The sequence below is a fragment of the Mumia sp. genome (genome assembly GCF_028803055.1).
Taxonomy (GTDB): Bacteria; Actinomycetota; Actinomycetes; order Propionibacteriales; family Nocardioidaceae; genus Mumia.
This window is the reverse complement of sequence record NZ_JARBCJ010000101.1, coordinates 1-11940: the sequence shown is the minus strand read 5'-3', so window position 1 is coordinate 11940 and position 11940 is coordinate 1. Positions and strand designations below refer to the sequence as shown.

At 71.9% G+C, this 11940-nt stretch carries 11 protein-coding genes; 4 read left to right on the top strand and 7 right to left on the bottom strand.

Translation table 11 applies throughout. The features are described 5' to 3' along the window. The 6 genes from PV363_RS10960 to PV363_RS10935 form a co-directional block, all read right to left on the bottom strand. Positions 1-1283 (bottom strand): AMP-binding protein (locus PV363_RS10960; RefSeq protein ID WP_301022338.1); only part of this gene is annotated, 1283 nt, incomplete at its 3' end. 123 nt (positions 1284-1406) lie between these two features. Continuing rightward, a complete protein-coding gene (locus PV363_RS10955) occupies positions 1407-2888 on the bottom strand; it encodes a DUF4153 domain-containing protein (RefSeq protein WP_301022337.1) in 1482 nt (493 codons plus the stop codon). Then, on the bottom strand, positions 2885-3883 hold the full coding sequence (locus PV363_RS10950) for an ATP-binding protein (protein WP_220342575.1): 999 nt from the start codon (positions 3881-3883) through the stop codon (positions 2885-2887). The genes PV363_RS10955 and PV363_RS10950 overlap by 4 nt, the downstream gene beginning before the upstream one ends. Next, positions 3880-4572: a response regulator transcription factor gene (locus PV363_RS10945; RefSeq protein ID WP_220341022.1), complete on the bottom strand. Its 693-nt coding sequence runs from the start codon at positions 4570-4572 to the stop codon at positions 3880-3882. The genes PV363_RS10950 and PV363_RS10945 overlap by 4 nt, the downstream gene beginning before the upstream one ends. A 106-nt stretch (positions 4573-4678) precedes the next feature. Then, positions 4679-5548: an ABC transporter permease gene (locus PV363_RS10940; RefSeq protein WP_220341023.1), complete on the bottom strand. Its 870-nt coding sequence runs from the start codon at positions 5546-5548 to the stop codon at positions 4679-4681. Further along, complete coding sequence (locus PV363_RS10935) at positions 5545-6474, bottom strand: ABC transporter ATP-binding protein (RefSeq protein WP_220341024.1); 930 nt, start codon at positions 6472-6474, stop codon at positions 5545-5547. Before PV363_RS10935 ends, PV363_RS10940 begins: the two co-directional genes overlap by 4 nt. A 132-nt stretch (positions 6475-6606) precedes the next feature. Between PV363_RS10935 and PV363_RS10930 the strand changes: the two genes are divergently transcribed. From PV363_RS10930 to erm, 4 genes are all read left to right on the top strand, one after another. Continuing rightward, positions 6607-7722: a sensor histidine kinase gene (locus PV363_RS10930; protein WP_301022336.1), complete on the top strand. Its 1116-nt coding sequence runs from the start codon at positions 6607-6609 to the stop codon at positions 7720-7722. After that, positions 7719-8369, top strand: a complete 651-nt coding sequence (locus PV363_RS10925) for a response regulator transcription factor (protein ID WP_220365536.1) — start codon at positions 7719-7721, stop codon at positions 8367-8369. Before PV363_RS10930 ends, PV363_RS10925 begins: the two co-directional genes overlap by 4 nt. 34 nt (positions 8370-8403) lie before the next feature. Next, entirely contained in the window at positions 8404-9090 is a 687-nt protein-coding gene (locus PV363_RS10920) for an ElyC/SanA/YdcF family protein (protein ID WP_220365535.1), read from the top strand. 198 nt (positions 9091-9288) lie between these two features. Next, entirely contained in the window at positions 9289-10083 is a 795-nt protein-coding gene (erm, locus tag PV363_RS10915; protein WP_301022335.1) for a 23S ribosomal RNA methyltransferase Erm, read from the top strand. A gap of 2 nt (positions 10084-10085) precedes the next feature. Here the strand turns inward: erm and PV363_RS10910 are convergent. Continuing rightward, the coding region (locus PV363_RS10910) for a DUF2804 family protein (protein WP_301022334.1) at positions 10086-11940 on the bottom strand (1855 nt) is incomplete at its 5' end.

The window sequence follows — 11940 nt, the reverse complement described above, 5'->3', positions numbered from 1 at the left end:
TCGGGGTGCCGGGCGACGACCTCGTCGATCTCTCGCGGGAAGATGTTGACGCCCCCGGCGATGATCATGTCCTTCTGGCGGTCGACGATCGAGAGGAAGCCCTCCTCGTCGCGGACCGCGATGTCGCCGACCGTGACGAACCCGTCGTCGGTCGTCGCCTCCCGGGTGGCCTCCTCGTTCTTGAGGTATCCCTTCATCAGCAGCGGCGAGCGTGCGAACAGCTCGCCGGGCTCTCCCGGTCCGACCTCCTGGCCGTCGTCGTCGAGGAGGCGGACCTCGTTCATGAACCACGGGTGCCCGACACTTCCGGGCTTGCGCAGCGAGTCCTCCGGACGCAGGTCGGTGACGACCGAGCACTCGGTCGACCCGTACAGCTCGTGGACGCCCACGCCGGGGAACGCCTCGTGCACCCAGGCCTTCAGCTCCATCGGCAGGGCGGCGGCGTTGAAGTAGAGCGTCTGCAGGGCGGACAGGTCGTAGGCGCGCGTCGGCTCCTCGACCATCCGCCGGATCTGCTGGGCATGGGTCGGGACCAGGAAGACGGTGCTGACCTTCTGCTCGGCCATCCCGGCGAGGAACCGCTCGGGGTCCCACGACGTCAGGACCGTGGTGGTCCCTCCCAGCTGAGGGCCGGCGTAGGCGAAGGCGAACCCGGCTCCGTGGTAGAGCGGCGCGACCGCCATCGTCGACGTGGAAGGCCCGAGACCCCACTCGATCGCCGAGGCGTAGTTGGTGAGGACGCGTCCGCGGTGGGTGAGGATCACGCCCTTGGGGAGCCCGGTCGTCCCGGAGGTGTAGGTGATGCAGAAGATGTCGTTCTCGTCGACGGCGGTGCGCGGGTCGACCGCACGCGACTCCGCCAGGAACGTCTCGTAGTCGAGGCCGAAGCCACCGTGGAAGGAGATCACCGTGTCGAGCTCCTCGACGAGCGACCCTGCGCCGGCCGCGAGCGCATCGTCCATCAGCAGAGCGCGCGCCTCGCAGTGCCCGAGGATGTAGGCGTTGTCGGAGGCCTGGTTGCGCGGGTTGAGCGGGACCATCGGCAGACCGGCCTTGGCGAGCGCGGCGGCGATCTCGAAGTACTCCATGCGGTTGCCGCTGAGGACGGCGACGGGGTCGCCGGGCCGCAGGCCGTGAGCGAGGAGGCCGGACGCGAGCCGGTTCGACCGCTCGTCGAGCCCGGCGAACGTCAGCGACCGGTCACCGTCGACGACCGCGGTCCGGCGCGGTGTCGCCCGTCCGAACTCGCGGATCCCGGTCGCCATGTTCAGGTGCGTGCTCACGGTGGCTCCTTCGTCGTCCTGACCGGCCGGCATCGGGACCTTCGCCGGCCGAGATCAGCCTGTCTATCATATCTGATCTACAAGCCGCCATGACCGGATTCCGGTGCACCGAGGGGTGACCGGTCAGCTCGGACAGACGACGCCGCTGTCGAGACTGGGAGTCCAGACTTCGCTCGCACGCGCCCGGCCGAGGTTCCAGGCCAGCCAGTCGCCCGCCTGCGGAGGGCGGACCGTGGCGCACCCGCGGACCTCGGCGGGCAACCCCGCGAGCACGGGTGTCGCGTCGTCGGAGAGCTGAGAGAGGTAGTGCCAGTCGACCTTGCCGGTGCTCTCGTAGCGCGCGATGTTGCGCTCGGCGATGTAGGCGTCGGGATTGATCGCCGCCAGGACGACCAGGACCGAGGCTCCGGAGAGGAGCGCCGCGCGCGGCACCCACCACCCCGACAGGCGCACCCCCGCGGCGACGACCAGGGCGAGGACGAGGCCGAGCCAACCCTCGAAGAACGACACCAGCAGCCGCAGGCGTGTGAATCCGTACGCCTCCTCGTAGACGTGCATGCGGGAGAGCGCGGACACGACGACGATCAGCGTCAGCAGGCAGAGCGCGCCGAGGACGACGCGCAGCAGCAGCCGGTCGCGCGCCCGGGCACGTGACGCCTTGCGCGCGGTGAGCGCGACGACCCCGAGCGTGAGCATCGTCGCGACCGTGAGCTGGCCGAAGCCCTGGTGCACGTACTCGGCGTAGGTGAGTCCGGTCGTCCGGCGGAGGTAGCCGTGACCGCCGAACATCACCGTGAGCTGCGCGGTCACGAACAGGCCGAACACCGCGACCACCAGGGACACCGGGACCAGCCACTCGAAGCGCCGAGCGACCGGCGGTCCCGGCGGCGGCGCGAGGCGCTCGACCAGCGGCGGGTTGAGCGCGGCGTACACGCCGGCCAGGGTCAGCGCGGCCAGCGCCAGCCCGGCGAACGCCCGGGCGGGCGTGTCGGCCAGCGTCAGGTCGGGCACGAGAGCGTCCACCCACCGGGCGAACAGCGCGTCCGCCGAGGCGAAGAGTGCGACGAAGACGACGACGGCGACCACGGAGAGCAGGACGGTCCGGACGACCGGCACCCACGTCCGTGCGCCCCGACCCCGTGCGACCGACCTCCCCACCCACGGCAGCCCGCGCACCGAGCCGATCGGAACCAGACCGGTCGACGCGACGATCCCGATGACCGACCGGGCTCCTCCGAGAGAGGTGGCTCCGACGACGAACGCCGTGAGCAGGCACAGGAGGCTGAGCCACTCCGCGGCCCGCAGGAAGAGCGTGGACAGCAGGAGAAGGATCAGCGCGGCCGAGACGAGATGGTACGGGCGACGGAGGTGCGGGTCGGCGAGGGCGACGACGGCGCACACGCTCACCAGGACCAGGAAGGTGCCGAGCCCTAGCTGCCGGTGGGGCAGCACGAGCGCGGCCAGCACACCCACCGCCGCCACCGCAGCGACGAGCCGGGGACGGGCCGCAAGCGACTTCTCGGGCCAGAGGTCACCGAAGAAGACGTCGAACGCGGGCGTGGGCTTGGCGGGAGGTGCAGGAGCGGGAAAAGCGGGGATGGTCATGGGAGTCGTCCCTCCGGGAGACAGGCGCGGATGCGGCATCCGGTCGTGGTGTCGGCGACCTCGATCGTGCCGCCGTGCAGGTCGGTCACCCAGCGTGCGATCGCCAGGCCGAGGCCGGTGCCGCCGTCGTCCTGACCGGCGCCGGTGCCGGTCGTGAAGCGCTCGAAGACGGCCGTACGTTGCGCGGGTGCGATGCCCGGCCCCTCGTCGGAGACCTCCAGCACCATGCCGCCCTCGCCGGGGTGCGCCCGGATGGTCACGGTGCCCTGGTCCGGGCTGTGACGCGCTGCGTTGTCGAGGAGGTTCGCGGTGAGCTGGTGGAGGCGTGCACGGTCGGCGCGCACGACGAGATCGGACGGCTCGACCTGCACCGTGAACCGCACCGGGCGTCCGGTCAACGTCGCTTCGCGGACGGCGTCCTCGAGGAACGGCCGCACCTCCATCGGCTGGGCGTCGAGGGCACTGATCCCGGCGTCCACGCGGGACAGGTCGAGCAGGTCGGACACGAGGTGGCTGAGCCGCTCGGTCTGGTCGAGCGCCGTACGCAGCTGCTCGGGGTCAGGCTCGACGACACCGTCGGCGAGGTTCTCGAGCAGCGCCCGCAGCGCGGTGACCGGCGTTCGCAGCTCGTGCGAGACGTTCGCGACGAGGTCGCGGCGCTGTCGGTCGACGGCCTCGAGATCGGCGGCCATCGTGTTGAACGCGCGGGAGAGCTCGCCGACCTCGTCACGTGACGACGCAGTGACCCGGCGGGAGTAGTCGCCGGTTGCCATCGTCCTCGCGGCCGCCGTCATCTCCCTCAGCGGCGACGTCATCCCGCGGGCGAGGAGCTGGGTGAGGAGCAGGGCGACGGCGACGGTCGCGGGGACGGTCACGAGCGGGTCGAGGCCGAGGCGCGAGCCCGCGAGCGGGAGGACGGCAGCGACGGCGACCGTCACCGCGACGAGGACGCCGAGCTTGGTCTTGATCGAGCCCAACCGGTCGAGCGGTCTCACGAGGTCACCTCCAGGGCGTAGCCGACCCCGTGGACGGTCCGTACGACGTCGGCGCCGAGCTTGCCGCGAAGGGAGCGCACGTGACTGTCGACCGTCCTGGTGCCGGCTGCGTCGGGCCAGTCCCAGACGTCGGCCAGCAGCCGCTCACGGGTCAGGACGGTGCCGGGCGTCGCCGCGAGGCACACCAGGAGGTCGAACTCCGTCGGTGTGAGGTGGACCAGCTCGCCGTCGCGGCGGACCAGACGGCGCGCGTGGTCGATCTCGAGCGGTCCGACCGTGCGCGGACCGGGGGCGCCGGCCGCGAGCGATGCCGCCCGCTCGACGCGCCGGAGGAGCGCCCGGACCCGAGCGACGAGCTCCCGCATGCTGAACGGCTTCGTGAGGTAGTCGTCGGCTCCGACCCCCAGACCCACCAGTACGTCGGTCTCGTCGTCGCGAGCGGTGAGCATGAGGACGGGCAGCGGTCGCTCGGCCTGGATGCGCCGGCACACCTCGTGCCCGTCGTACCCCGGAAGCATCACGTCGAGGACCACCACGTGCGGCAGCCAGTCGGCCGCGGCCGCGACGGCGCTCGGGCCGTCGTACTCCTGACGCACCTCGAAGCCCTCGGCGACCAGTCGGTCGGCGACGGACTGGTTGATGAGGCGTTCGTCCTCGACGACCAGGACGCGTGCTGCCGTCGTGTTCATGCCTCGACCTTAGGTTCGCCGCTGCGCAGGGGAGGCCGCGAACTCGTGAAGATCCTGTGCAGGTGTCCCGGGAGTACGGGACGACCTGCACAGGACGCAGGACCGCTCAGGCGACGTCGCGTCGACGGACCAGGACGATGACCAGGACCACGAGCCCGACGCAGTAGGCCGCCACCGTCGTCAGCGCCTGGCCGCCCGAGAGGACGTCGAGGATGCCCGGGGTCTCGTTCGGGTTGGCGGAGACGTCGATCAGCGCACCGACCAACGACCCGCCGGCCGTCCCGGGCAGGACCTCTGTCACCGCCTCGACGGGGCCGAGCAGCGCGCCGACCCCGCGGAGGAGGTTCTCGACGACCAGGGCCCAGACCAGACCGAGACCGACCGCCAGCGCTGGTCCGCGCGCCACGGTGCCGAGCGCGAAGCCGAGCAGCGCCCACATCTCGAGGACGAGGAAACCACCGCCGAACGACTCGGCGAGCGCACCCGCCGACGGCCAGGTGACGGCCTGCGACTCGGTGCCGGCGACCAGGAGCGAGACTCCGGCGAACAGCACCAGCGTCAGTGCGAGGCTGCCGAGGACGGCGATCGTGAGCGCGACCAGCGAGCCACCGACCGTGGCGGGACGAGACGGACCTTGGGTGAAGATGGTCTTCCACGTGCCCCATCCATAGCCGTTGCCGGCGACGATCGCGCCGAGCACCAGCGCCAGCGCGCCGCCGAACATCGGCAGGCCCTGGACGAGCACGACCGGGAGCGCCGGAGGCAGCATCTCGACGAGCAGCCCCGCACGTGTGTCGCCGTCACCGGCGAAGCTGAGGTCGCCCGTCCGGTACGACAGGTACGGGAACAGGTAGCCGAACACCAGAGCCAGGGTCACCCAGACGGCGACCAGCACCCACACCGCCGGCCACCTGCGCAGCCGGAGAACCTCTGCTCGTGTGCTGCGGACGACCGGGTTGTCGATCAGCGTGGTCATGCCACCGTCTCCTTCGTCTGTGCGGGCGTCGTCTGCGTGGTCGTCGTCATCTCGAAGAAGACCTCCTCGAGGCTGCGCTCGGTGGGGAACACCTCGTGGACGTCGACACCCGCCGCGACCAGGTCGCGGACGAGCGCCGGCGCGCCCGCCGGTTTCAGGTCGAGCTCCAACCCGTGCGGCGTACGGTGCACCGCGTCGTCACCGGCTGCCTTCATCGCGACCGCGAGCGCCGTGTCCTCCGGGGTGGCGCGCACCCGCAGGGTCGCCTCCCCGCGGAGCTCGGCGACGCGCGCCTCACGGAGCAGCCGACCGCCGTTGATGACACCGACGCGGTCGCAGATCTCCTGGACCTCGGTGAGCAGGTGGCTCGACAGCAGCACGGTCTGCCCGCCTCGTGCGAGCGAGACGACGAGTGCCCGCATGTCGGCCATCCCGGCGGGGTCGAGGCCGTTGGTCGGCTCGTCGAGGACGATCAGCTCCGGGTCGCCCATGAGCGCGGACGCGACGCCGAGCCGCTGCTTCATGCCGAGCGAGTACGCCTTGAACCGGTCGCCCCCACGGTCGGTGAGGTCGACGCGCTCCAATGCCGCGTCCACGGCCGCGTCGCCGAGTCCTCGATAGCGCGCCAAGGTCCGCAGGTTCTCGCGGCCCGACAGGTACGGGTAGAAGCCCGGCCCCTCGACCAAGGCGCCCACCTGCGCGATGACGTCGGGGCGACCTGCCGGCCGCCCCAGGACGCTCGCCGAGCCGGCCGTCGGCCGGATCAGGCCGAGCATCATCCTCAGGGTCGTCGTCTTGCCGGCCCCGTTCGGGCCGAGGAATCCGTAGACCTCGCCCCTCCGCACGGTCATGCTGACCGAGTCGACGGCGAGTCGATCGCCGTACCTCTTGGTCAGCCCGTGTGTCTGCACCACCAGATCGTTCATGGGCACCACGGTCGTCGTTCGCGTGCTGCGTCGCGTCCGCTGCGTCGCGGCTCCGGCGTACGCGGATCCGCGTACGCCGGAGCCTCGCGTGGTCGTACGCCGCAGGGCTCTAGCCGGTCTATCGTCGGGCCCGTGAGCGACCGGCGCAGCGTCCTGGCGAACGCCCATGGCTGGTGGGCGATGGTGGCCGTCGTGCTGCTCGGCACCTTTGCGGCCAACCGCGACGTCGACCCCGGTCACGGGGCGGTCGCGGCCGCGGTGATCGTCGCGGTGCTCGCCGTCCTTCCGGCCGTGCTCCCGTGGCGACCCGAGGTGGCCGTCGCGGCCAGCGGTGTCTGCACGGCCGTCTACTTCGGCGCGGGATTCGCGGACGGCCCGATCTTCCTGGCACTCCCGACGGTGACCTTCGTGGCCGTGCTGCGGGCGACGTCGTACCGGTGGGTGCCGTGGGCCACCGCCGCCGCCGTCCTCGCGGCGACCGCGCTCGTCCTCCGGATGCTCGTCACGGACGGGGAGCGGACGCAGGAGGTGTGGCAGGCCATCGGACTGCTCGCCGTGGTCGCGGCGGCCGGTGCCGTCGCCACCGTCGTGAGCCAGCTCGAGGCCTCGCGCGCCGACCGGACCGCTCGCGCGGCGAGCGAGGAGCAGCTGCGCATGGCCCAGGACCTGCACGACGGCGTCGGGCACGGACTGGCCGTGATCGCCATGCAGGCAGGAGTCGCCCTGCACGTGCTCGACCGCGACCCGGACAAGGCCCGCGAGAGCCTGGAGGCGATCCGTGCCACCAGCCGTGAGTCGCTGGACGCGCTGCGGACCGAGCTCGGTCGCATGGCGGGTGCTGAGTCTGAGGCGGCTCGCCGCCCGGTGCGCGGACTGGGCGACCTGGACGCGCTGATCGAGCGGGTACGCGCGGGTGGCCTCGAGGTCGACCGCGAAGGCGAGCCTGGCGCGGTCGACGACCGGATCGGTGAGGTCGCCTACGCCGTGGTGCAGGAGGCGCTGACCAACACCTTGCGTCACGCGGACGCGAGCCGGGCGGTCGTCGCGATCGTGCGCGAGCCGGGGACGGTCGTCGTGAGCGTGCGCGACGACGGACGCGGTGCACCCGCAGAGGGCCAGGATGAGGGCATGGGGATCTCCGGCATGCGGGCACGCGTCGCCGAGCTCGGCGGCACCCTGGACGTGACGCCGGCCGACGACAGCGGCAGCGGCTTCGTCGTCCGCGCGACCCTCCCGGACCCCGCGTGATCCGCGTGGCGCTGGTCGACGACCAGCCGCTGGTCCGGATGGGACTGGCGACCCTCGTCGACTCCGAGGACGGCCTGGAGCTGGTCGGGCAGGCGGCCGACGGTCGGGACGGGCTCGCGCTGATCCGCCGTACGAGGCCCGACGTGGTGCTGTGCGACGTCCGGATGCCGGTGCTCGACGGACTGGCGCTGCTCGAGGAGGTCACCCGTGACCCGGCACTCGCCGGGGTGCGGGTCGTGATGCTGACGACGTTCGAGCTCGACGAGTACGTCTTCGAAGCCCTGCGGCACGGTGCCAGCGGGTTCCTCCTCAAGGACGTCGAGCCCACCGCCCTGCTCGACGGGATCCGCGTCGTGGCGGAGGGGGGATCGCTGCTCGCCCCGTCGGTGACGCGGACCGTCATCACGCGGTTCGCGGGCACGTCGGCCGCGTCGCGTCCGCATCCCCGCCTCGGCGACCTCACCGAGCGCGAGACCGAGATCCTCGGCTGGGTCGCGACCGGTCGCTCGAACCAGGAGATCGCCGACGAGCTGGTCGTCAGCCCCGACACCGTCCGGACCCACGTGAGCCGGGCGATGGTCAAGCTGCACGCCCGCGACCGTGCGCAGCTGGTCGTGTACGCGATCGAGTCGGGGCTCGGGCGATGACACGGCCGACGGCCCGCCCCCTACGCTGACCGACATGAACCGCACGCGTCGGGCCGTCGTCGTCCTCGGGGTCCTCGGACTGACCGGCATCGTCCTCCTCGGCACCGCCAACGCCGTCGTGCTGGCACGCACCGACCAGTGGATCGTCGACGATCCCGACGACCTTCCGCACGCCCAGGTGGCGATCGTGCCCGGCTCGCTGGTGCGACCCGACGGCACTCTCGGGGCGGTCGTGCGCCAGCGGGTCGACGCGGCGGTGGCCCTGTACGAGGCGGGCACGGTCGACAAGATCCTGGTCTCGGGAGACAACGGCACGCACGCCTACAACGAGCCGGACACGATGCGTGACGCCGTCCTGGCCGCCGGCGTCCCGCCCGAGGACGTGTTCACCGACTACGCGGGCTTCAACACGTGGCACACGATGCTGCGGGCTCGCGAGGTCTTCGGCGTCTCGACCGCGGTCGTGGTGACGCAGGACTTCCACATCGCGCGGGCCGTCGACCTCGCCCGCAACGCGGGGCTGGAGGCGTACGGCCTCGGCGTCGGCGACGCGAACGCCCTGCGCGCCGACGTGCGTGAGCTGCTCGCCCGGGTCCGCGGGCTCGGTGAGGCGACCGTGCGGCCCGACGTCGTCCTCGGCCCGCCGCTCCCCATCGAGGGTGACGGGCGCGACTCCTGGGCACCCGACCGCCGGCCGCCGGTCGACGCCAAAACCGGGTGACGAGGTCGCACCGACCTCCTAAGGTGGCGCGCATGTGCTTCGCCTTCGCGTGCCCCCTCGTGATCCGTCCCCGCCGCTCCTGACGGCGCGGCGCCTCACCTTCGATCGCGTCGTCCTCCGGATGCCCCGCACCCGGCAGCGCGTCGGCGACCCCACCCGCTCCCGGGTGCTCCATTCCTCTGCGGTTGGAGCGCTCCCTTGCGATCACACACCCCTCACGGCGGCCGGCACGAGCTCGGCCAGAACTTCCTCCACCACCGTCCGACCATCGAACGCATCGTCGCCCTCGTCGGTGCGACGGACGGCCCCATCCTCGAGATCGGCAGCGGCGACGGCGCCCTCACGCGTCCGCTCGCCGGCCTCGGACGCGACCTGCTCGCGGTCGACCTGGACCGTCGTCGCGTCGAGCGCCTTCGCGCGCGGCTGCCGGGGGTCACCGTCCGTCAGGGCGACGCGCTCGACGTACCGCTCGACCGTCCCGTCGTCGTCGGCAACGTCCCGTTCCACCTGACCACCCCGATCCTGCGGCGCCTGCTGCGGTCGCCGGGATGGCAGCACGCCGTCCTGGTGACGCAGTGGGAGGTGGCGCGCAAGAGGTCCGGTGTCGGAGGGAGCACCATGATGACGGCGCAGAGCGCACCGTGGTTCGCCTTCGATCTGCATCACCGTGTGCCTGCGAGCCACTTCACCCCGATGCCGAGTGTCGACGGCGGGATCCTCACCGTCGAGCGGCGTGAGCACCCGCTGGTGCCGACGACCGAGCGCGCCCGGTACGAGCGGTTCGTGCGGGCGGTGTTCACCGGCCGGGGGAGGGGACTCGAGCAGATACTCGTACGGGTGACCGGGACGCCGGTGCGAGGCCTCCGGCGTGCGCTGGCCGAGGCGCGCGTCGGCCGAGCGGCGCTGCCGCGCGACCTCGCCCCGGCCCAGTGGGCGGCGTTGTGGTGTCGGCTCGGAGCGGCGGCGGTGAACGAGCGGTCACCCGAGGGCTGACGTCACCAGCGGTTGCGGACGTCCTCGGCCCATCCGACGAGCCCGTCGACCTCGACCCAGGTCCCGGTGTCGTCCTGGATGCGCCCGCTCCAGTGGCCGAAGCACTGGTGCGTCCGGGACGAGAAGACCTTGAGGTCGGTGACGGACCTCTTGAGGTGGAAGGGCGTGAACGTGAGGTCGACGGTGCCACCGGTGATCCGCCAGGGCGCCATCCAGTCCTCGACGTCGTAGCTCCACACCAGCTCCTCGCTGATCTTCGACAGGTGCCCGTCGACGACCAGCGCGTTCTCCACCGACCCGGTGCCGTCGGTCCACTTCCCACCGACCTGGATCCCGATCACCCGGCCGCCGGTGCGACCGGACCCCGCACCCCAGTTCCAGTGCATCGCGTACGGCCAGCGACCGCGGCCGTGGTCCAGCGTCGCCCAGGACTCGCCCTCGGGAAGGTCGGAGGCGACCCCGTCGACGCGGATCCTGCCGGTCGCCGGACGCGCCACGTCCTTGACCGTGTACTGGAACAGACGGTCGCTCCACGGCACGACGACGCCGAGCGACTCGTGCCCCTCGGGTCGATGGGCGACGACGTCGACCTGCACCCGCTCGGTCCGGGCTCGGAGACGCGTCCCGCCGTCGACCTCGTCGAGAGCGATCTGCACCTTGTTGGTCCGGGCACGGGCCGGGCCGGCCCCCAGCGTGCCGGGCAGGGTGGCGCTCCCGCCGAGGATGCCGATGGCGTCGTACGCGATGGTCTCGCCGGTGGTCCGGTCCAGCAGCCACAGGCCGTGCACGGCGGCGTAGTCGATGTCGGAGAGCACGAGGGCGACCACGTGCGTGGGGGTCGTCACCGCCCAGTACTCCCAGCGCTTGTTGCGCCCCTTGCCGAGGCGGCCACGGCCGATGCCGTCGGTGGTGATCAGAGGCGTGCGCGTCCACCCGACCGCGTCGGGGTTGAGACGACCGTCGGGCAGCGTCAGGGACACCGGCGCCGTGATCTCCCGCTCGACGACGGTCAGCGGGCGTGCAGATCCACCTGCCGCGTGGTCGTGCCGCTGCCGCAGCCGCTGGTTGGATTCTCGTACTGCTTCGGCGTCCACCTTGAGCACCTTCCGGTCGTACGTCATCAAGCCGTTGGTCTCATCCTCCACGTCGGCGAGCTGGGTGTAGACGAAGGCCGTCAGCCCTTGCTCGACGGCGGGTCCCACCTGGGTGTGCTGGAGGCGCAGGTAGGCACGCTCGAACGACGAGCGGTCGGCGATCTTGCGGTAGCCGAACTCCTTGTCGCCCCAGACGTGTCCCGGCACCCGATGGGAATAGCCGCCGTACTCCGACAGCACGGCCGCGCGCGGGTCGTCGGCGTCTGCACGCGAGAGACGGTAGCGCCGGAAGTAGACGTGCCTGCTCGTCATGTCGCCGCCGCCCTGGTCGTACCAGCCGCTCGCGTGGTCGACGGGGCGGCTCGGGTCGAGTGTGGTGACCCGCTGGGCGACGGCGTCGGCGTCGAACTGGCCCCAGCCCTCGTTGAACGGCACCCACGCCGCGACGCTCGGGACCGAGCGCAGCAGCGCGACCGTCGTGTCGAGCTCCTCCAGGAACTCCGTACGGCCGTCCGCGTCCTCGCGTCCGAACACGCGGTAGCGAGAGTCGTCCAGCCGGACAGGCAGCACGACGGGCGCGGTGACCACCGCGGGGTGATAGCGGCGGCCGCCGTTGACCATGTCCTGCCAGACGAGCATGCCGAGCCGGTCGCAGTGGTGGTACCACCGCATCGGCTCGATCTTGATGTGCTTGCGCAGCATCGTGAAGCCGAGGTCCTTGGCCGTCCGGATGTCGTGGACCATCGCCTCGTCCGACGGCGGG

Coding starts and splice junctions, on each gene's coding strand:
- PV363_RS10940 (WP_220341023.1), bottom strand. CDS start 5,548: ATGACCACGCTGATCGACAACCCGGTCGTCCGCAGCACACGAGCAGAG.
- PV363_RS10945 (WP_220341022.1), bottom strand. CDS start 4,572: ATGAACACGACGGCAGCACGCGTCCTGGTCGTCGAGGACGAACGCCTC.
- PV363_RS10920 (WP_220365535.1), top strand. CDS start 8,404: ATGAACCGCACGCGTCGGGCCGTCGTCGTCCTCGGGGTCCTCGGACTG.
- PV363_RS10955 (WP_301022337.1), bottom strand. CDS start 2,888: ATGACCATCCCCGCTTTTCCCGCTCCTGCACCTCCCGCCAAGCCCACG.
- PV363_RS10935 (WP_220341024.1), bottom strand. CDS start 6,474: ATGAACGATCTGGTGGTGCAGACACACGGGCTGACCAAGAGGTACGGC.